The organism is Clostridium sp. CM74B_53 (assembly GCF_036318045.1).
Classification (GTDB): domain Bacteria; phylum Bacillota; class Clostridia; order Lachnospirales; family Lachnospiraceae; genus Pilosibacter.
In genome coordinates, this window is record NZ_JAWQDE010000012.1 from 1 (window position 1) to 21,549 (window position 21,549).

Annotated in this window: 20 protein-coding genes, 1 tRNA gene and 1 rRNA gene; 19 read left to right on the plus strand and 3 right to left on the minus strand. The window is 47.5% G+C overall.

Going from position 1 to position 21,549, the window contains the following annotated elements:
* From V2546_RS10855 to V2546_RS15725, 7 genes are all read left to right on the plus strand, one after another.
* Positions 1–231, plus strand: a 23S ribosomal RNA gene (locus V2546_RS10855); the annotation flags it as partial.
* 66 nt (positions 232–297) lie between these two features.
* Positions 298–369: transfer RNA gene (locus V2546_RS10860), tRNA-Gly, on the plus strand.
* A gap of 425 nt (positions 370–794) precedes the next feature.
* Positions 795–1,355, plus strand: a complete 561-nt coding sequence (locus tag V2546_RS10865; protein ID WP_329752322.1) for an EAL domain-containing protein — start codon at positions 795–797, stop codon at positions 1,353–1,355.
* Positions 1,356–1,399: 44 nt separating this feature from the next.
* Positions 1,400–2,731: a sodium-dependent transporter gene (locus V2546_RS10870; RefSeq protein WP_329752323.1), complete on the plus strand. Its 1,332-nt coding sequence runs from the start codon at positions 1,400–1,402 to the stop codon at positions 2,729–2,731.
* Between the two features lie 79 nt (positions 2,732–2,810).
* Positions 2,811–4,004, plus strand: coding sequence for a Zn-dependent hydrolase (locus tag V2546_RS10875; RefSeq protein ID WP_118532415.1), 1,194 nt, complete (start codon positions 2,811–2,813; stop codon positions 4,002–4,004).
* 50 nt (positions 4,005–4,054) lie between these two features.
* On the plus strand, positions 4,055–4,303 hold the full coding sequence (locus V2546_RS10880) for a hypothetical protein (protein WP_329752324.1): 249 nt from the start codon (positions 4,055–4,057) through the stop codon (positions 4,301–4,303).
* 121 nt (positions 4,304–4,424) lie between these two features.
* Positions 4,425–4,805, plus strand: a complete 381-nt coding sequence (locus V2546_RS15725; RefSeq protein ID WP_486463582.1) for a LysR substrate-binding domain-containing protein — start codon at positions 4,425–4,427, stop codon at positions 4,803–4,805.
* Between the two features lie 57 nt (positions 4,806–4,862).
* On the opposite strand, the gene V2546_RS10885 is transcribed toward V2546_RS15725, so the two are convergent.
* Positions 4,863–5,828, minus strand: coding sequence for a LysR family transcriptional regulator (locus V2546_RS10885; protein WP_329752325.1), 966 nt, complete (start codon positions 5,826–5,828; stop codon positions 4,863–4,865).
* Between the two features lie 622 nt (positions 5,829–6,450).
* On the opposite strand from V2546_RS10885, the gene V2546_RS10890 reads away from it, so the two are divergent.
* The 8 genes from V2546_RS10890 (at position 6,451) to V2546_RS10925 (ending at position 16,014) form a co-directional block, all read left to right on the plus strand.
* Complete coding sequence (locus V2546_RS10890) at positions 6,451–7,221, plus strand: sulfite exporter TauE/SafE family protein (protein ID WP_021905198.1); 771 nt, start codon at positions 6,451–6,453, stop codon at positions 7,219–7,221.
* 257 nt (positions 7,222–7,478) lie between these two features.
* Positions 7,479–7,982, plus strand: a complete 504-nt coding sequence (greA, locus tag V2546_RS10895) for a transcription elongation factor GreA (protein ID WP_015552730.1) — start codon at positions 7,479–7,481, stop codon at positions 7,980–7,982.
* A gap of 37 nt (positions 7,983–8,019) precedes the next feature.
* Positions 8,020–9,282, plus strand: coding sequence for a 2-hydroxycarboxylate transporter family protein (locus tag V2546_RS10900; protein ID WP_118532431.1), 1,263 nt, complete (start codon positions 8,020–8,022; stop codon positions 9,280–9,282).
* Between the two features lie 134 nt (positions 9,283–9,416).
* The gene (locus V2546_RS10905) at positions 9,417–10,292 is read left to right on the plus strand and encodes a LysR family transcriptional regulator (RefSeq protein WP_329752326.1); all 876 of its coding nucleotides are present in this window, start codon (positions 9,417–9,419) and stop codon (positions 10,290–10,292) included.
* Between the two features lie 234 nt (positions 10,293–10,526).
* Positions 10,527–11,792, plus strand: a complete 1,266-nt coding sequence (locus tag V2546_RS10910; RefSeq protein WP_329752327.1) for a M20/M25/M40 family metallo-hydrolase — start codon at positions 10,527–10,529, stop codon at positions 11,790–11,792.
* Positions 11,793–13,091 (plus strand): CapA family protein, encoded by a 1,299-nt coding sequence (locus V2546_RS10915; protein WP_329752328.1) that lies wholly within the window; start codon positions 11,793–11,795, stop codon positions 13,089–13,091.
* 22 nt (positions 13,092–13,113) lie between these two features.
* On the plus strand, positions 13,114–14,316 hold the full coding sequence (locus tag V2546_RS10920; protein ID WP_329752329.1) for a M20 family metallopeptidase: 1,203 nt from the start codon (positions 13,114–13,116) through the stop codon (positions 14,314–14,316).
* A 282-nt stretch (positions 14,317–14,598) separates the two neighbouring features.
* Positions 14,599–16,014 (plus strand): serine hydrolase domain-containing protein, encoded by a 1,416-nt coding sequence (locus V2546_RS10925; RefSeq protein ID WP_329752330.1) that lies wholly within the window; start codon positions 14,599–14,601, stop codon positions 16,012–16,014.
* Positions 16,015–16,122: 108 nt separating this feature from the next.
* Here V2546_RS10925 and bilS read toward each other — a convergent pair whose 3' ends face one another.
* Complete coding sequence (gene bilS, locus V2546_RS10930; protein WP_182426591.1) at positions 16,123–16,629, minus strand: flavodoxin family protein BilS; 507 nt, start codon at positions 16,627–16,629, stop codon at positions 16,123–16,125.
* 15 nt (positions 16,630–16,644) lie between these two features.
* Positions 16,645–17,847: an FprA family A-type flavoprotein gene (locus V2546_RS10935; protein WP_215703504.1), complete on the minus strand. Its 1,203-nt coding sequence runs from the start codon at positions 17,845–17,847 to the stop codon at positions 16,645–16,647.
* Positions 17,848–18,230: 383 nt separating this feature from the next.
* Here V2546_RS10935 and V2546_RS10940 point away from each other — a divergent pair, with 383 nt between their 5' ends.
* The 4 genes from V2546_RS10940 to feoB all read left to right on the plus strand — a co-directional run bounded on the left by V2546_RS10940 (position 18,231) and on the right by feoB (position 21,421).
* Positions 18,231–18,407: a FeoB-associated Cys-rich membrane protein gene (locus V2546_RS10940; protein WP_015552721.1), complete on the plus strand. Its 177-nt coding sequence runs from the start codon at positions 18,231–18,233 to the stop codon at positions 18,405–18,407.
* Between the two features lie 37 nt (positions 18,408–18,444).
* On the plus strand, positions 18,445–18,651 hold the full coding sequence (locus V2546_RS10945; RefSeq protein ID WP_015552720.1) for a FeoA family protein: 207 nt from the start codon (positions 18,445–18,447) through the stop codon (positions 18,649–18,651).
* A gap of 246 nt (positions 18,652–18,897) precedes the next feature.
* Entirely contained in the window at positions 18,898–19,122 is a 225-nt protein-coding gene (locus V2546_RS10950; protein ID WP_015552719.1) for a FeoA family protein, read from the plus strand.
* A gap of 115 nt (positions 19,123–19,237) precedes the next feature.
* Entirely contained in the window at positions 19,238–21,421 is a 2,184-nt protein-coding gene (gene feoB / locus V2546_RS10955) for a ferrous iron transport protein B (protein WP_215703505.1), read from the plus strand.
* The last annotated feature ends 128 nt before the right edge of the window (positions 21,422–21,549 follow it).

Here is a 21,549-nt window from a genome sequence, read left to right on the forward strand (position 1 = left end):
GGGATGGACGGACCGCTGGTGTACCGGTTGAGCTGCTAAGCTCATGGCCGGGTAGCCAAGTCTGGCAGGGATAAACGCTGAAGGCATCTAAGCGTGAAGCCCCCCTCAAGATGAGATATCCCATTCGTTAAGAAGTAAGACCCCTTGAAGACGACGAGGTAGATAGGGCAGAGGTGGAAGTGCAGTAATGCATGGAGCTGACTGTTACTAATCGGTCGAGGGCTTATCCAGGAAGGTCAAGTGGAGATTCAAAGGTTGATGATGTTCAGTATGTGGTTTTGAAGGTATGTTATCTATGCACGAGTGGCTCAGTGGTGGAGTATCGCCTTGCCAAGGCGAGGGTCGCGGGTTCGAATCCCGTCTCGTGCTCTCAATGATACAAAAAAGGAGATATCCGTTGGATACCTCCTTTTTTGTATGTTCGAGCCCTGCCGGGTTCGAACGGTTCGAATGTCTACGCTCCGCTCCGGTCGTCGCAGTCGAACGTCCCCCGGACGTTCTGCGACGTCTCGTGCTCTCAAAGAGATAGAAAAGGGGCTGTCGCATTAGCAAATATTTTTTGCTGGGCGGCAGCCCCTTTTTTTCGCATGTTCGAGCCTTGCCGGGGTCGAGCGGTTCGAAGTCTACGCTCCGCTGCGGTCGTCGCAACAATTTCAAATACTTGTAAAACATAAGATTGCATGGTATGATAAAATATGTTCGGAAATGCTGGTTGATGGCATAAATCCAATTCTGTTAATGACACGCAGGAAGGTTGGATCATTGCTTACGAGCTGATTAAAGGAAAAACAGACATGAAGAATATATTTGAGACGGATCCGGAAAGTCACTATCGATTTTCATGGGATTTCAAGGTGAGTGTCAATGTCTCCTGGCGGCAGTTTGCACAGGAAAAGTTCGTGCAGGATGTGTGTGATATTCTGGAGGAAGAATATTTTCCTGCCTCCAATCTGATCATGGAATTGACGGAGCATTGTCAGGCGTTGGATGAACAGATCCTGAAATGGCATATTGCGGAATTTCACAAATATGGAGTTGGGATTTCGGCAGATGATTTTGGAAGCGGATATTCTTCTTTCAATCTGATGAAAACTCTGGATTTTGACTGCATCAAGATCGATCAAAGCTTTATCCGAAATATTCTGGTGCAGCCTGCCGATCAGATCATGGTCCAGTCGATCATTAATTTTGCAAAGGCACTTGGCGTATCGGTTTGTGTAGAGGGAATCGAAAGCGAAGAAATTTTTCGGTTTATCCGTGAGGCGGATCCGGGGATGTATCAGGGATATCTGTTTGCGCAGCCGCTGACGATCACAGAACTGGAGAAGTTTAAAAAAAAGAAGCTTTTAATATGAATCATGAGAAAGGGGCATAGCTGTTTTAAGGCAGTTGTAAGCGTATGGGAAAACATAGGGATGGCTTTAAGAGCCGGACAGGATTTGTGCTGGCCTGCATTGGGTCGGCAGTCGGTATGGGGAATATCTGGAGGTTCCCATATATGGTATCGGATTGGGGTGGAGTGACATTTTTACTTCCATATGTTCTATTTGTAGTTCTAATTGCGTCTACCGGCGTGATCGAGGAAATGGCGCTTGGCCGCGCGGCAAAGAGCGGACCGATCAGGGCATTTGGCAAATGTACGGAGATCCGCACCGGAAATAAGCGGACGGGTGAGGTGATCGGTGTGATTCCGGTTCTTGGCTCTCTGGCGTTGGCGATCGGATATACGGTGGTCGTAGGATGGATCTTTAAATACGCGTTTCTTGCGATCACTGGCGGGCTGTTCCGGATGGGACAGGATATGGACGCAATCGGCGGACTCTTCGATGGAACGGCATCGTCCTTCGGAAATAACCTTTGGCAGGTGATCGCTATGATCGTGACGGGCGTGATCATGGCTTATGGAATCGCAGGCGGAATCGAAAAAGCGAATAAGGTCATGATGCCCCTACTGTTTGTATTGTTTCTGGGACTTGGCGCCTACATTTTCACACTGCCGGGTTCCGGACATGGATACCGGTATATTTTTACATTGAATCCACAGGGGCTGTTGAATCCGAGATTGTGGATTTATGCTTTCGGACAGGCATTTTTCTCCCTGTCCATCGCCGGAAACGGAACCGTTATCTACGGCTCCTATCTGAGTGACGAGGAAAATGTAGTGAGTTCCGCGAGAAATGTGGCAGTTTTCGATACCCTGGCGGCGCTGCTTGCGGCTCTCGTGATCATTCCGGGAATGGCAGCCGGCGGGGCAGAGCTTTCTTCCGGCGGACCGGGTCTCATGTTTATCTATCTTTTAAATGTATTTAACGGGATGCCGGGCGGACGCATCGTGGAGCTGGTATTTTATATCTGCGTCCTGTTTGCCGGTTTAAGCTCTCTGGTAAACCTCTATGAGGCACCGGTGGAGATGATGCAGGAGCGTTTTGGATTGAACAGAAGAAGTGCCGTGATCGTGATCGCCGTGTTCGGAGGCGCGATCGCGCTCATGATCCAGGGAATCGTTTCCGGCTGGATGGATGCAGTGTCGATCTATATTTGCCCGCTCGGTGCCATGCTGGCGGCGATCATGTTCTTCTGGGTTGCCGGAGAGGACTTTGCGCTTACCGCGGTCAATAAAGGAACCAATAAACCGATCGGCGGCTGGTTTATCCCGTTGGGGAGATTTGTACTGGTGCCGGCGGCTTTTATCGCTCTTGTGGCGGGGGCGCTGCTTGGGGGAATTGGCTGATAAGAGATACTTCCGTGTTTCGTCAGGAGAAATCTGAGGACGATACGTGGAAATTTAATTGAGGAGGTAATTTACAAATATGAGCAGATTAAACGAATTGCTCCAACAGGCGGGCAATATTGGGCGGAATGAAGACGGTTCGATCACACGGCTGGGATTTTCAGAAAAATATTTCCAAGTGCTTGAGTTTTTAAAAGGACGCATGCAGGAGCTGGGAATGCAGGTGGAGACTGACCCGGTGGGAAATCTTCATGGCGTATTGCAGGGGAGTGACCCGGAAGCAAAATCCATCGTGCTCGGTTCCCACATGGATACAGTTATGCAGGGCGGTGTTTATGATGGAATGCTGGGTGTGACCGGTGCCCTGGAAGTTGCGGCCCGCTTAAAGGAAGAAGGACGTACCCTGCGCCATCCATTGGAGATCTGGGGCTTTAACATGGAAGAATCCAGTATTCTTGGCGGCACATTTGGAAGCAGATGTGTGACAGGGATGCTCGATCCGGACATTCCCGGATATGCGGAAAAATTAGCAAAGTTTGGCTGCAGTCCGGAAAAAGCAAAAGCAGCCAAGAGAGATATCAGCAAGTATGAGTGTTATCTGGAATATCATATCGAACAGGGCGATAAACTCGATCATACGGGAATCGATGTGGGAGTTGTCAGCGGAATCGTCAGCATCATCGACTATAAGGTAACGGCAAAAGGCATGAGCAACCATGCGGGCACAACGATGATGGCTAACAGAAAAGATGCGCTTGTCGGAATGGCAAAGCTGATCGTAGCAGCAGAAGAGCGGGCAAGAGAACTGAACGACACGCTTGTATTTACGGTCGGAAAGATCTCTGTATCACCCGGACAGGAAAATGTAATTCCGGGACAGGCTGTGGCGAACTTTGAGATGCGTCATATGGACAAAGCTGTAACAGATCAGTTCTATGCAGATATTCAGGCACTCGCAAAAGAGATTCCGAACTGTGAGTTTGAATTTGTAAATACCGGTGCCAAATATTCCACACCGTGTGATCCGAGATTGATCAAACTGATCGACGATGTCTGCACGGAAAAGGGAATCAGCCATATCATCATGCCCAGCGGTGCAGGCCATGACGCAAATTCGATGGCCCACGAAGGAGTTCCGATCGGTATGATCTTTGTCCCGAGTGTCAAGGGTATCAGCCATCAGGGTGACGAATATACAAAACCGGAACATATCGATATGGGGGCGGATGTTCTGTATCAGACTGTGTTAAAACTGGATGAAAATGGATTTTAATTTTATAGATGATTGAATGAATGGCCAAATTTGGAAAACTATATAAATGAATGCGCTCACAGCTGCAAAAAATAAGCTGGAAGAGGGCGAGAAGATCGTACAGATCATGCAGATTACAGAACTCTGAGCCGGATTTTACAAAGCAGCCGAAGATCGCGGATTTCGCGTCTGAGTATTTCTGCGAGGAGCTTGGTGAATCTGGTGTTGGAAGCCGTGCGGCTGTCGGTGTTGCGGTTCTTCCGGGAGAAGCGCCAGTGGAGATTGCGGTCATTGCGGGGGTAGGAAGTATAAAATATTAGATTAAGAAGGAAAAGCTGCTGCCAGGAAGTTGTGCAGCAGCTTTTTAACAGAAAATTTATCTCACAATAAATATAGAAAAACACTGTTTACAGAGAACTTCTTGGGAAAGGAAAACTTTCAATCACATTAGCGACACACTGGACAGACCGCATTATTTCGACGTTGGAGAACAGGGAGACAGACATCGGAATTACCCCGCGTGTCTTTTATTCGAAGGCGGTGGAGGCTGTGCCGATCTTTAGGGAACCGTTATTTCTGCTTAGTTCAAAAAGCGTTTCTGATTACCCTGAGGTTGTGCAAGCACAGCAGTTAAAGCGTTTCAATGAAATCTATTTTGATTGGGGAACGGGGTTTGTGGAGTGGCATGAGAAGCAGATGAACCCGTTAGACCTGCCGCTTATGGTGACGGATACAACGGAGCTGATACCGGAACTTTTACGGATTCCTAATTCTTTCAGTATTATTCCTGCATGCATTTTTAAAGAAAAAGGAACTGATTGAGCAGTTTGAAAAGGAATGTAAAGAATATATACGGACGGTTGAGGACGTTATAAGTATTTAGCCGGAAAACATCTCTGCCGCCAGATTCGTAAATTCTTCCATAGCCTTTGATACATATCTCTTTTTCTTCCACATAACAGCGATGTCACGGCTTACATCATCGGAGTCCAGTTTGTAAAAAACGACGGGTTCATCGTGGTCAGACATGCGGACAACGGTGTCAGACAGGAGTGTGACACCGAGACCGGCACCGCAGGAGCGGTAGGCGGTGGCGAGCTGATCTAACTGCAGGCGGATATTTGGGGCAAAGCCATTCTGGGAACAGAGCTTCACGGCGCGCTCGTAGGCAATGGTCTCCGGGCGAAGCAGCAGGAACGGAGCCTTTGCGAAGGAAGAGAGGGAGACGGAAGGCGTAGCCGGATCTAAATGAACACCGCGGCGGATCTCGTCGGCGGTGAATTCCGCAGGAAGAAGCTCTTTTTTTATTCCCATAGAGGCAAAGAAATTCGGGTCACTTGGGACAGCGAGGAGAAAGTGATCCTCGAAGAGGATGACGGAGTCGAAGGCGTCACCCTGCTGGTCCACCGGATCCACGAGGATATCGAGCGCCTCATTCGCGAGACGCTTTTGTAATTCAAGAGATGGCGCTTCCTGAACGTCCAGAGAGATTCCGGGATAGCGGCGGCTGTATTCGGCAACGACCGGGAGAACGATGCTGGAGAGAAAAAAACTGGAGGCACCGATCCTTAGAGCACCTGTTTTGAGGTTGGAAAGGTCGTTGCAGTAGATCTTCAGATCATCTTCGATGCGGTGGAGTTTCTCCACGGCATCGATGTAGGCGCGGCCTGCGTCAGTTAAAAGAAGATGGGAGGAAGAACGCTCAAAGATGGGCTGACCTAACTCCTGTTCTTCTTTTTTTACTGCGATGCTGATAGCGGGCTGAGTGATATAGAGGTTCCTTGCTGCAGCGGAGAAGCTGCCGCAGCGGTAAATTTCATAGATGTAGTCTTTTGACTGGAACATTTTGTTCTCCTATAAATGATGTTGGGGTCAAAAGCTTTTGACCCCTCTGATACCGGATTGCTCTGCACTGCGTGCTCCCGCATCTCCGCTCTGCTTCGGTCGGTGCTAAACATGTGCCACTGGCACATAGCATCCTCAAAAACATTCGTAATTCGCTCATTTTTCTTTGAAAAATGGCTGCTTACTCATGTTTTTGGCGGGTCTCAAGGTCAAAAATTCTCCTGCAAGCAAGCTTGCGTCGAACTTCTGACCTTTTGACCCTAGTATTATATAAATATAATTAATGAAAAATATCAATATTATAAATTTGATTATATATGAGATCCATGGTATATTCAAGATGATCAAGGGAGGAAATAAAAATTACTGTACACGGGTAGGAATTTTCTGAACTGAAAATTCCGTACAATACAGTGGTGGTAGTGGATTTTGCCGATTCGGAATGCGAAGCATCGGCAAAATCAGTTACTGTTTGCGCAAGGCGTGAACAGTAAAAGGATTTATGTGCCGGGAAGAGAGGTTTTGACGGATCAAAATAACAGCAAATACGAACAGCAGCACAGCGGAGACAGTTTCCCGGAGATGATGAAAGAACGCGGGCTGTGCAAAAAGGGAGAAGGAAATGAGTTACTTAAAAACATTGCTTATCATCTGCCCGATCTTCTTTATTTCGGGTATCATTGATTCCATAGGCGGAGGCGGAGGCTTGATCGCACTGCCGACATACTTAATGATCGGATTGCCGGTCCGCTCGGCTTACGGCTGCAACAAACTGCAGGCAGGTCTTGGAAATCTGGTCTCAGCGATCAAGTATTTTAAAAACAACATGGTCGATCTGAGGATCGCACTGGTCTCAGCCATCACGGCGATGACGGGGGCATGGATCGGAACAAAGATCATCTTTCTCCTTCCGGAGGAGAGCATTCAGAAGGCCATCACGGTGGCACTTCCGGTGATTGCCCTCATTATGGTTCTCAGAAAGACAGACGCGAGAAACGTGATCATGAGAAGCGAGATATCAAAAAAAACAGTTGTTCAGGCCCTGATCGTCGGCGTGATCATGGGATTTTACAACAGTCTTTTCGGACCGGGGATCGGTACCGTAGCGATCATTGCATTTACGATGATCATGCACTATGATGCGAGATGCGCGTCCGGTAACGGTAAGGTCCTTATCGTACTTACGAACGCCATCGCTCTTGTAAGCTATGTGAAAACGGGAAATGTCGCTTACGAGATCGCGTGTCCGGCAGCACTCTGTGCCATTGCAGGAAACCTCGTCGGCGTCAATCTGGCGATCAGGAAGGGTGAGAAGATCATCAAACCGGTGATGTTAGTCGTAGTGATTCTCACTGTGATCAAATTTGCCTGGCAGAATCATCTGTGGGGTTAAAGGCATAAAATTCAATAAGGTTTACCTGTTTTTGTTTACCCATACAAAAGGGCTGGTCTTACTGTGGACCGGCTCTTTTTATGTAACAGGAAATTCCGGGGAATTCCCTGTTACACAAAAGGCACGAACGTGCCAAGGATGCGCACAGGGTAAGACTGCCGGTATATTTGCAGGGGCCGGATTCCTCAGGGCTTGTTTTTAAGGCAGGAATGAGATAAGATAGTGTTAAAAGAATTCAGGAAAGAAGTGGAAAAACTATGTATGATGAGTTAACAAAAAATGATATAAAGAAGATGGAAGAGGAGATCGAATACCGGAAACTTGTGGTCCGGAAAGAGGCGATCGAGGCGGTAAAAGAGGCGAGAGCCCAGGGCGACTTAAGTGAAAATTTTGAATATTATGCAGCGAAGAAGGACAAGAACAAGAATGAGAGCCGGATCCGGTATCTGGAGAGAATGATCCGGACGGCGAAGGTGGTCTCTGATGAGTCAAAAGACGATGAGGTCGGTCTCTACAACACGGTGGACGTGTATTTTGAGGATGACGATGAGACGGAGACCTATAAGATCGTTACGACGATCCGCGGAAATTCCTTAAAGGGACTGATCAGTTCCGAGTCCCCACTTGGAAGGGCACTTCTGGGGCATAAGGTCGGTGACCGGGTACATGTGCAGGTGAATGACAGAGCGGGATATGATGTGATCATCAAGCGTCTGGAGAAGACCGTGGATGATGGAAGCGACGCGATCCGGAGCTTTTAAAAAAGACATTTTTAAAGAAGACAGAGAGAGGTTGAGTATGAAGGATTTTAAAGTGGCGGGGTTTCCGCTGCCATTGTATGTCCTCATTCTGGCACTGACGGCGGCATGCATGTTTACGGGCTGTGTCCCGAAGAGTCTGGTTCCGGCGTTTTTGGTGTTGATGGTATTCGGTGAGGGCTTAAATGCGATTGGAAATAACGTACCGGTGGTGAAGACGTATCTCGGAGGATCTGTGATCTGTATTCTCGGTTCTGCGATCCTCACGGCAGGCGGACTGATTCCTGAGCAGACGCTTGAGACGCTCGATTATTTTGTTAATGACAGTGGCTTCCTGATCTTTTATATCGCGGCGCTGATTTGCGGCAGTCTCTTTAATATCGACCGGAATCTTTTGCTCAGGGCTACCGTGAAGCTTCTGCCGGTGGCGGTGATCTCTCTTTCTATGGGAATTCTGCTTTCAGGAATTATGGGGATCATCCTTGGGGAAGGTTTCTGGGGCGGGATCCTCTATATCGGAGTGCCTATGACCAGCGGTGGAATGACAGCGGGTACAGTTCCTCTTTCTGCCATGTACTCCCAGGCGCTCGGCGTGGAAGCGGCGGATGTGCTGACAAAGATGGCACCGGCCACAGTGCTTGGAAACTGTGTGGCGATTATTTTTGGCGGTCTTTTAAACAACTTCGGAAAAAAACATCCGGAGACGACCGGAAACGGTGTATTGGTGAATGATGGAAAAACGGTGAAAAAGACACCGCCATTGAAGCCGACATTTGCGTCTTTATGCACCGGGATGATCATTGCGTTCGCCTTTTATCAGCTTGGCGCGATCTTGCACAGGTTTGTTCCTGTGATCCCGACGTATGCGTGGATGATCATTGCGGTCGTGCTTGTGAAGGGAACCGGCATCATGTCCGAAGAGCTGGAGGATGCGGCAAGAGAGTGGGGGCAGTTTGCCATCAAGAGCTGGACGGCGGCGGCACTTGCGGGGATCGGCTTTACCCTGATCGATCTGAATACAATTTTGAAGACTCTGACACCGTTATATCTGATCACGGTGGTACTCATCGTGGGGATCATTACGTTTACGGCGTCAGTTCTTGGAAAGCTGGTTGGCTTTTTCCCACTGGAATCAGCCATCGCAGCGGGGATGTGTACGACAAATATGGGCGGTTCCGGCAATGTGGCTGTTTTGAGCAGTGCGCATAGAATGGAGCTTCTGCCGTTTGCACAGATCGTTACAAGATCCTGCGGAGCGCTGATGCTGACGATTGGAGGAATATTAGTGCAGATGGTGGGGTAGGATCTGGATTCTGTATTGTGAGCAGCAGGCTTTTGCACCTGCTGTGCTTGTTTTAGTAAAGTATGGGATTTTTGCCCGTAACTGTGAGGCACTGAACAGTTACATTATGCATTACAAACGGGGGAGTGGCAAAGATGGAAATATATCAGCTTCGATATTTTGCATATGCGGCGAAATATGAAAATATCACGATGGCGGCGCAGGAATTGAATGTATCCCAGCCTTCCATCAGTAAAGCGATCCAATCACTGGAGCGCGAATTAAAAACAGAGTTGCTACGGAAAAACGGAAGATCCTGTGTGCTTACCCATGATGGGTATTTATTGCAGGAAAGGGTAGTTCCTTTGCTTGAGGAAATAGAACAGCTTCCGTTGGAATTCCGCAATAGACAGAAGAAAAAATTGATCCGTTTGAACGTTCTGACCGCAGGACTGCTTGTTCCGGAATTGATTCGCGAATTTCGGGAGGAAAATCCGGATGTTTTTTTTCAGGTGTTAGATCGCAGAGAGGCAACCAAATGGGATGTCTGCATTCGAAGTACACTGCCGCAGTATGTGTTCAGCAATGCGGTAAAATTGATGGAAGAGCCATTGTGTCTCGCGTTTCATAAAGATTCGTGGTTGAGAAATGTGGAAAAAGTCAGGTTGTCGGATATCAGAAATGAAAAATTTGTTATGTTGAGAAGTGGAGGAAGTATCCGGACGATTTCAGACGCAATATTCGAAAAAGAAGGGATTATTCCGGATATTGCATTTGAATGTGATACTGTTAATATTTTGAGGCGCATGGTGCAGGAGGGGTTAGGAATCGCCATCTGGCCAAGGTATTCCTGGAGAGATCACCTGAGAAGCGAGACAGATTTTGAAAATGTCTGTTACCGGCCGATCGATAACAACGAATTCAAACGATCTCTGTATCTGATCCTGCAGAAAGATCTAAAAATGACAGAAGAATTGGAGAAGTTCTGCAAATACACAGAAAAATATTTTAATAATATTAAAGAAGAATAAATAAAATTGTGCCAAATTCATTCGAAATGAGAATGTAAGTTATTCATGAATAATATTTGAACAATAAATATAATTAATATATAATTAACCTATAAAAGAAAGCGCATCTTTTTAAGAATCAGCCATATGAAGCTATGGTGAAGGCCTAAAAGACCTTCTTAAAAAGGAGCGCTTTTGTCGTGTTTATATCATTTTTGTTACCAGTAGTTGTTGATCACAAATGGAGGATAAAGCATGTATCAGGTATCAGAGCGGGTAAAAAAACAGTTTGAATATACAATGAGTATTCCATGTGTAAAGGAAGCTATGAAATTTATACAGGAAGATGAGAGGAATACGATTGAAGAACAGAAAGAACTGGTTCTCATAGAGGCTCCGACGGGGGAGGAAGAAAAACGTGCAGCGGTCATGATGGAAAAATTTAAAGCCCTCGGTCTTGAAAATGTTCACATCGACCGGGGTGGAAATGTCGTTGGTTTTCGAAGAGGAAGCGGCAAAGGACCGAAGGTATTGATCGAGGGTCATCTGGATACAGTCTTTCCATTTGGAACGGTACATGGTGTAGAGGAGAGAGACGGATTCCTCTACGCACCGGGAATCGGTGATGATACGAGAGCACTGGCAATGCTGCTGGGACTTTTAAGAGCATTGAATCAGAACGAGATCAAGACATTCGGAGACATTGTATTTGTGGCAACTACCCGCGAGGAAGGTATGGGCGGCCTCGGCGGAATGAAAGATTTCCTGAATGATAATGATGACATTGATATTTCACTCACAATTGATAACAATGACATGAGCGCACTGATCTTCGAGGCGACAAGCGGAGAAACCTACGAGGTCAACTTTTATGGTATCGGCGGTCATGCGTTTGGATCGTTTGGCGAGATGGCACAGCCGATCCATGCAGCAGCCAGAGCAGTTGCGAAGATCGCTGATTTTACAGTTCCATCAGATCCGAAGACAAGCTTCTGTGTCTCAAATTTCCACGCTGGAACTGCGGCCGGAGTGCATGCGATCGCATCGCAGGCAACCATCAAATTTAATTTCAGATCAAATTCACCGGAGGAGCTTGCAAAGCTTCGCACAAAAATCTTTGATGCGATCGAAGAAGCATGCCGGGAAGAAACAGAAAAATGGGGAAAAGATGAGATCACCTGGGATAAAAACCTGATCAGTCAGGTTCCGGGCGGAACTCAGGATTCCCATACACCACTGGTAGAATCCGCGTGGCTTGGTTTGAAGTCTCTGGATATTGAACCGGTATTCCATAAAGGCGGCTGCACAAATGCGAACGTAGCGGTTTCGAAAGGAATTCCATCGATCTGTCTTGGACGCGCGTTTGCACCGGATGAAAATAGAAAGAATATAATGAATCATAGTGTTCATGAAAAGTTTCCGATCACCGACTCATATAAGGCAGTTCAGCAGGCATTTATGGTATTGATGATGGCAGCAGGAATCGACGGGGAGACAAATTCTGTTGTGGAGGGAAAATAGATGATGAAGAAAATGACACTGATCGCTACAGGAGATGCGTTTATCACAAGAAGATTTCCGGAAGGCGGTTATGAGGGATTTGAGCAGGTCAGAGACGTGATCAATCAGTATGATGTGAAATTTTCGAATCTGGAGATGACATTCCATAATGAGGAAGGATATCCGGCGGCATTTTCCGGAGGAACCTGGGCAATGGCAGATCCAAGAACCCTTGATGATATGAGATCGTTTGGTTTTAATCTGTTTAATACGGCAAATAATCATTCCTGCGACTACAGTCATGGAGGCGTTCTTGCGACTATCCGAAATCTTGAAGAGAGAGACATGATCTTTGCCGGAACAGGAAAAAATCTTTCCGAGGCATCAAAACCATGCTACCTGGAGACGAAAAACGGACGTGTCGCAATGATTGCGGTCTCTTCAAGCTTCCATGAGTCAGGAATGGCTGGTGGACAGAGCGCGGAATTGATCGGAAGACCGGGATTAAATCCTCTTCGTTATGAAACGATTTACCATGTCACAAAAGAGAATTATAAGAAAGCAGAAGAACTGGCGGCGCTTACAAAGATCAACGCAACGATGGAGCGGTCTGTAAAAAACGGATATCAGAATCCGCCGGCTTCCGGAACACTGCCCTTTGGAACATACAAATTTGTTCTGGATGAAAAAGACTGGATCGAGAGCGTTCCATTCCCGGCTGATATGGAACGTGTCGAGAAGGAGATCATTGAGGCAAAAAAACAGGCAGATATCGTTCTTGTAAGCTTTCATGGTCATGAGACAGATGGGGAGGACACAACGGTTCCATCCATGTTCCTTGAGACATTTTCAAGAAGATGTGTGGATGCGGGAGCTGATGCGGTAATCGGACACGGACCGCATGAACTTCGTGGAATTGAGATCTATCACGGAGCGCCTATCTTCTACAGTCTGGGAAATTTCCTTTTTGAGACAGAAACTGTGGAAAAGCAGCCTTATGATGCATACATAAATAAAAAAATGCCGCTGGATACCAAGGTGGGTGCCTATATGGATGCCCGCAGTAAAAACGGCACGGCCGGATACGGAGTGCTTCCGGAGATCTGGCTATCCGTGATGGCAGGCTGGACCATGGAAGATGGACATTTGACAGAAATCAAACTGTATCCGATTTCTCTTGGAATGACAGAAAAAAGGCCGCAAAAAGGAGTTCCGGTGTTGACCGGTGATGAGAACGTACTGTCATACCTGGCAGAGCTTTCAAAACCTTACGGAACTGAGATGGAAATTAAAGACGGCGTAGGAACGATCAGACTTTAAAGAAGATAGAAGGTGAGCAGATATGGAAGATAGAAAGAGCAAAATCCTGAGCGAAATTGACCGGGACAGGGAAGAACTTGAAGAATTATCCAGAAAGATCCACGATGATCCTGAATTGGGATTTGAGGAATTTCATGCGCTTAGCTATATCAGTGATGTATTGAAAAAGCACGGATACCGTGTGGAACAGGGATACGGAGGTCTGGAAACGTCGTTCCGGGCTGAAAAAGAAGGATCAAAACCGGGTCCGACCGTAGCCTTTCTGGCAGAGTATGATGCATTGAAAGGAGTTGGACACGGATGCGGCCATAATTTAATCGCAACGTGTTCAACGGGGGCTTTTCTGGGACTCGCTTCCGTGATGGAAGATCTCCCGGGAAAAGTATGTATCATAGGAACACCTGCGGAAGAAGGCGGTGCCGGAAAGGTAAAGCTTCTGAAAAATGGGGCGTTTGATGATGTTGACTTTGCCCTGATGATGCATCCGTCATCAGGTGGTTCAAATCTTGTAGGACGCGGAGGCCGGGCCGCCTGCTCCGTAAAAGTACACTTTACCGGAAAAGGTGCGCATTCTTCCGTACCGAAAAATGGAATCAATGCCCTGAGCGCTGTCATTCATGTTTTCCAGCAGATCGACCTGATGAGACCGACTTTTGACCCGCAGGATAACATCAATGGAATCATCTCGAATGGCGGAAGTGCGGCCAATGTGATTCCGGCATCAGCAGATTGTGAATTCTGTATCCGCGCGGATACCATGAAGAGAATCGAAGGGCTGATCGATGTAATAAAACTCTGTGTCAGAAACGCGGAACAGTTGACCGGAGCAAAAGCGGATATCAGCTGGGGTGAGATATCAGCGGAGCGTTATCCGAACCGGCCGATGTGTCAGGCATTTAAAGATAACATGGAGATATTGGGAATTGAGATGAAGTGGCCGGATCCGAAGGCACAGTACGGATCATCGGATATCGGCAATGTTTCTATAAAAATTCCGGCGATCCATGATTATCTGTCGATCACTGATGATAAAACGATTCAGGCTCATACGAAAGAGTATGCGGATGCTGCAAAAAGTGAAGAAGCTCAGGAAATCTGCCTGAAAGGTGCGAAGGGTCTTGCGATGACAGGATATGATATTTTGTCAAGCGATGAGTTCCAGGCGGAGATCCGTAGATTCCATGAACAGCAGATCCCGGATTTTTATAAAGAGAAGAAATCATAATTGTAACTGTTCAGTAGGTCTGCGCACTTGCTGCGCTGACCGTAAGAAAACATAGGCTGGAAGGCAAAAATCCCATCAGCGAAGCTGATCTGGAATGGATTTTTGCACGTAACTATGAAGGTACTGAATAGTTACTCATAATTAAGAAATACAGTGATCTGTATAGGAAACTCAAAAAGAATATTTGAATAAATCGATCAGAATCGATATAATCAATATGAAGACGGCGCACCTGTGTGAGAAGCGGATCATCAGGTGCGCGCAGAGTAAAGGAGAGTACCCATGAACAAAATCACAAATGCGTCAAGATTTCTTTTTGAGGAACTTGTATCCAGGATACAGGAACGTTCCAACGCAGTGGGAATCGCGGTTGCGATCGTTGACCGAAATGGAAGTACACAGTATGAAAAGTTTTTTGGATACCGGGATCAGGAGAGAAAATTGCCGATCGATGAGGATACGATCTTCGGATTAGCGTCCGTCACGAAATCCTTTGTGGCTTTATCGATCATGCAGTTAGTCGAAGCCGGAAAAGTAGATCTGGATGATCCGGTGAGCAAATATATTCCGGAATTTACAAACCGTAATCAGAAACCGGTAAAGGTATGGCACTTTTTATGTCACACAGCGGGCTTTTATCCGATGCACCGCACAATCATCAATGAGATTGCGCAGAAGGCAGGACTGGATGAGAATGAGACAGGGGATTTTGCGTTCTGTGAGAAGATCGCATTGGAAGGAACAAAGGCAGTCGCTGAGCTGCTGGATGCCCAGACAAAGGAAAACGGCGGTCTGATCGGAGATCCGGGAAACTACATGAGCTATTGCAATGATGGCTTTGGACTTTTGTCGGAGATCGTACGTCGTGTCGGCGGAGAGAACAGCTTTGCGGAATATGTGAAAAAACATATTCTTGAGCCTCTTCACATGGAGCGGAGCAGCGGAGAGTATGTAAGACCGGCAGCAGATGCGAATGCGGCAATTCTCTACAAAATGCAAAAAGGTGTCATGACTTCCGGCAGAGATTACCATGACAATGCATTTTCTCTTGGCGGAGCCGGTTCCCTTAAATCTACGCTTGCAGACATGAAAAAATACATCTGCATGTATCTGAATTACGGAAAAGGAATCGATGGAACAAGGATCCTCTCCCAGGAGGGTGTCCGGACGATGTGCCGCCCAAGAATCGACTATCGCCCGGAGAGCCATTATTGCTTTGGCCTTTCGCAGAAGAAGCTGGATGACCTGACGGTTATGGAGCATGGCGGAAGCCTGCCGGGAGTTTCGTCAAATTTATCCTGGTCGTATGATGCCGGAGTGGGCGTTATGGTACTGTGCAACACGTCGGGCGTGCCGGTTAGCACGATCGCGGATGCAGCAATGCGGATGTATCATGGAAGAAATCCGATCGAGGACCGATTTGTTTATCAGGAGACGGAGTGGGATGCGGAAAAGAGAAAGGCGATATGCGGCACCTTCCGTTCAGATGAAGATAACAATATCACGATCTTTGAAAAAGATGGAAATCTGGCAGTCAAAGAGGGAGAGACGCTTCTTCGATTTGTGCCGGTGCAGGAATTTTTAGGGATTGTGCGCAACCCGGATAAGGATGGCTACGTGAGATTCTTCGAAAATGAGAATGGTGAGATCTTTGCAATCGGATACGGTGGAAGAATGCTGCCGAGAGTGAAAGACTGATTGGATCAAAGTCTGAGCATGAAAAAATGCCGGACGATCGGGAAGACTGATCGTCCGGCATTTGACTGCCATGCTGGATCCATACAGTGTGTTTTATATGGCGATCAATTAGTGGATAAAGCCTTCTGCCCACTTTTTAAAGTTTGCGAAGTCCTCTTCGTTCGGATGGGAGAGGCCTTCATTGTATGTGTCGCGAAGAAGCTTTGCCTTTGCGTCCTCCGGGTCCTTTTCGAGCATTGCGGCAAATTTATCGGCGACTGCCGGCTGCATTTTCCCCTGGCAGACGAAGCCTGTAAGAACAGTGTTGTTTACGGGAATATTTGCCTCTGCCTGCTTTAAGATCGAGTGGATGTAATCAGGAGCGGCATATCCGGCTGTGCCGAAAAGAGCGATCTTTGTATTCTGAAGGTTTTTTAAGAAGATCCGTGTCCTGTCATCACAGCTTCCTTTATCGGTCCAGAAACCGGCGAAGATAAGGTCCGCGCCAAGCTCCGGGGAGTAATGGGACGTATCACCGAAATAAACACAGTGCTCATGCGGAAGGATATCATGGAGACGATCTGCGAGTGCTGCAGTATTTCCGGTTTTACTGGAATAAACGATGGCATATTTCATTGGCATTTCCTCCATTTACTGTAATGATGCGGCAATTGCGTCTGCAAGTGCGTCAAGCTCAGCTTCCTGATCATTTTTCAGAGCTGATTTAATGGTTACATCTGCCTCGAGCACATGGATATTTTTCATTGTACCGAGGATTTCACCCATCTGCTTTGAGGTGGTTGCCGCCCAGGTTCCATTCTGGATCAGGGCCGCGGTACGGTTTGTAAGACCGTGGGCTGCAAGCTGGTGGAGAAGCGTATCCATATTGCAGAAGATACCGCCATTATAGGTGATAGATGCAAAGACCATCGCGGAGGTACGGAACGCGTCTGCAATGATGTAGGACGGATGGGTCTTGGAAACGTCAAAGACGGAAATATGGCGGATGCCGCGGTCGGCAAGCTTTCCGGCAAGGATATCGGCAGCTTTTTCCGTATGGCCGTAAACAGATCCGTAGGCGATCGTTACAGATTTCTCTTCCGGCGTATAGGAGCTCCATTTGAGGTATTTATCGATGAGCCATGGGAGATCTTCTCTCCAGATCACGCTGTGGAGCGGGCAGATCATCCGGATCTCGAGTCCGGCAGCCTTCTTTAAGAGACCCTGTACGGACATGCCGAATTTTCCAACGATATTTGTATAGTAACGTCTCGCCTCAGAGAGCCAGGCACCCTTATCGTCGATCTCATCAGCAAAGATATTTCCATCGACAGCGCCGAAGGAACCGAAGGCATCGGCGGAGAACAGGATCTTTTCTGTCTTTTCGTATGTAACCATAACCTCCGGCCAGTGTACCATCGGGGCCATCACGAAGGTAAGCTCGTGGGAGCCGAGAGAGACGGTATCGCCCTCTTTTACCGGAATCGCGCGGCTGTCCACATCAAAATCAAAGAACTGTTTCATCATTCCCACAGCCTTTGCGGTGCATACGATCTTTGCCTCCGGGTAAGCGGCGATCACATCGGCGATGGATGCGCAGTGATCCGGCTCCATGTGGTTTACGATGAGATAGTCCAGAGTGCGGCCCTTTAAGGCAGCGGTCACATTTTCGAGAAAATCATGGGTGAAGGACGCGTCCACAGTATCGAAGAGTGCTGTCTTCTCGTCAAGAAGAACGTAAGAGTTATAGGACATTCCTGTAGGAACCGGATAAACATTTTCAAAGAGAGCGATGCGGCGGTCGTTGACGCCGACCCAGAAGAGAGAATCTGTAAGCTTTCTTATGTTATTCATGTTAGAAACCTCCTGATAATAATATTGCTGTGGCGCTTTCGAAATCTGCCAGAACGAGAACGGTAAAATACCGGAAAGGTACTGGCTTTTAAAAGAGTCACAAAAGGTCGAAAAATAAAATTATCTGGCCTTATACATCTTAATTGTTGGCGAATTTTGAAGATATAAAAAATAAATTCAGACAAGACAGAAATATGGGCGCAGATATACTATCATTCTAAATGGAAAGCCTTTGGAAAGCAAGTAAAACCATCCTGTAAAATCTTAAAAAATTATTAAATACCAGTTGACAAGCGGGATATGAAGTCATATAATTCACTTGAAATTGATATTCGTTATCAATACAACTGTTCCCATAAATGGTTTGGTGAAAGGTGATGGAAATGCTTACAGATGTAATTGTTTTGTTGCTGGTTGCCATGGCCGTGATCGGTGTGATAAAGAGTATCCGGAAACAGAAGAAGAGCGGTTCCTGTGGGGGCTGCTGCGGTTCCTGTTCCGGTTGCAGCGGATGCGGCAGTGTCCATTACGATACAGCTCCGAAAGCTCATAAAGCCTGAGCGGATGGGAGTGTAAATAGGAGGAAACATGATGCCAATGACATTTTTACGTGCCGGTGAGACCGGTATGATCCAGCGTGTCGGCGGAGCGGAGGATACAAAGAGATTCCTCGCGAATCTTGGCTTCGTGGACGGAGCGGCAGTGACAGTGATCTCTGAACTCAACGGAAACCTGATCGTAAACATCAAGGATTCCAGAGTTGCGATCAACAAGGAGATGGCAAAGCACGTTATGGTGCAGTAGCTGTGAAAAAAGATGGTAACTGTTCAGCAGTTTGCATTATCCCGCAGGGAAGTGCAGACCGGGAAGAATGGGCAGTTATGGATGATGAAAGTTCAAGTGGGAGTTTTCCCACTTTGCTTTTTCCCCGTAGGTTAGCATGCGCTAATTAGCAACAACTAATCGGAAACTTTTGTAAAAATCTCACAAAAGGCAGAGGGAATGGATCCGGACCGCAGGAGTGGTTCACAAGGATAGAAAGGAGAAGACATGACATTACGTGAAGTTCCGGTACATACAACGGTTAAAGTTGTAAAGATCAACGGAGAGGGCGCATTCCGCCGCAGAATCATGGACATGGGCATTACCAAAAACAGCGAGATCTACGTTCGTAAAGTAGCGCCGCTCGGTGATCCGGTCGAGATCACGGTCCGTGGATATGAACTGTCTTTGAGAAGAGACGATGCGGAAAGTGTCGAAGTCGTTACAGTCTGATGACGGGATAAATGTTTTGCCTGATGTGTATGCAAAACATTGGCAAAACACGGTTGCTGTCCCCGCGGAGTGTGGACAGTGACAACACAAGTGCAGGAAAATAGGAGGATGAAAAATGGCTATTAAAATCGCATTAGCCGGCAACCCGAACTGTGGTAAGACGACCATGTTCAATGCCCTCACAGGCGCGAACCAGTACGTCGGAAACTGGCCGGGTGTAACAGTAGAGAAAAAAGAAGGTAAATTAAAATCTTCAAAGAGCGGTGAAGAGATCATCATCACAGACCTTCCGGGTGTTTACTCCCTTTCCCCGTACACACTGGAGGAAGTCGTAAGCCGTGATTACCTCGTTCACGAGAAACCGCAGGCGATCATCAATCTGGTAGACGCAACAAACATTGAGAGAAACTTATATCTGACGACCCAGATCCTCGAAATCGGTATTCCGGTCGTGATCGCGTTAAACATGGCTGACCTGCTTGCAAAGAGCGGGGATAAGATCGATGTGAAGAAGCTTTCCGAGATCTTCGGCTGTGAAGTTGTTGAGACTTCCGCGTTAAAGGGCACAGGCCTTAAGGAAGTTGTCGAGAAGGCGATCGAGGCAGCGAAGAAGAACGAGTGGAAGAACCCGGCTGGCATCTTCTCCGGAAGCGTAGAAAACGCGATTGAGAAGGTTGAGGAGGCTGTCGGTGACGCTGTGGACGCAGACCAGAAGAGATGGTTCGCGATCAAGCTTCTTGAGAAGGACAGCAAGGTCATCGAGCAGTTACATCTTCCGGCATCCGCTATGGCAGCGGTCAACACGGAGGTTACCCGTCTTGAGAAAGAGACTGATGACGATACAGAGAGCATCATCACAGACGAGCGTTATACATACATCGGAAGCGTGATCGACAAGGCCGTTAAGAAATCCGGCAAGAAGCTCTCCACCTCCGATAAGATCGATAAGATCGTTACAAACCGTATCTTAGGTATCCCGATCTTCGCGGCAGTAATGTGGTTCGTTTACTACATCTGCGTCAGCACACTTGGTACCATGGGTACAGACTGGGCAAATGATACATTCGGCGGCGGCATTCAGGAATGGGCAGGCGCAGCACTCGCGGCAGCAGGCGCAAGCGACTTCATCCAGAGTCTTGTAGTAGACGGTATCCTCGGCGGACTCTTCGCCGTATTCGGATTCCTCCCACAGATGGCACTCTTATTCTTAATGCTTTCCATCCTTGAGGACTGCGGATACATGGTACGTATCGCATTCGTCATGGACCGTGTGTTCCGTCACTTCGGACTTTCCGGTAAGAGCTTCATTCCGCTCCTTATCGCATCCGGCTGCGGTATCCCGGGTATCATGGCTTCCAAGACCATCGAAAATGATAACGACAGACGTCTTACCATTATGACAGCCACATTTATTCCGTGCGGTGCGAAGCTTCCGGTTATCGCTCTTTTAGGCGGCATCATGGTCGGCTGGACATCCGGAGATTACTCCGATGCGGGAAATACAGCATTCTTAATGTATGCGTTAGGTATCGTCTGCGTTCTTGTAGCAGCGATCATGTTAAAGAAGACAAAACCGTTCTCCGGCGAGGCAGCTCCGTTCGTTATGGAGTTACCGGCATACCACATCCCGTCTGCTAAGACCGTTCTTATGCACACCTGGGAGCGTCTGTGGGGCTTCATTAAGAAAGCCGGAACAATCCTGTTCCTTGCCTGCGTGATCATGTGGATCCTCTCCACATTTGGTTTCGAGAATGGTTCGTTCGGTATGGTAGAAGATACAGAAAACTGCTTGATGGCGATCCTCGGAAGCGCTCTTGCATGGATCTTCACTCCTCTCGGATGGGGCAAATGGCAGTGCGTTGCAGCGGCGATCTCCGGATTCTCCGCAAAAGAGGGTATCGTTTCCACAATGGGTGTCCTTGCAAATGTCAGCGAGGATCTCTCCGAGGAGACAGACGTTGTCGCAGCCGCGATCAGAGACTGGTTCCCGACAATGGCAGCAGCCTTCTCCTTCCTTGTATTCAACCTGTTAAACTCCCCGTGTCTGGCGGCTATTTCCACAATGGCCCAGCAGATGCAGTCCAGAAAGTGGTTCTGGTTTGCAATCATCTTCCAGAACGTATTCGCTTACTGTGTAGCACTGATGTTCTACCAGTTCGGACTTCTTATGGAAGGCGGTTCCTTCGGAATCGGCACTGCAGCAGCTGTTGTTGTTCTTCTCGGATTCCTCTATATGCTGTTCCGTCCGGATCCATATAAGAACCAGAAGAAGGCATCCCGCCGCTCTGTAGCAGCATAATTTTGGCAGTATTACTTCATTATTCTATAGAAACTCTATAAAAGATCCAGGTCAGAGGCGGACGTCGCTTCGTGGCCTGGATCTTTTCAGTTGGAAACCGCATAGCTTATAGAAGGAAGATTGCGAGA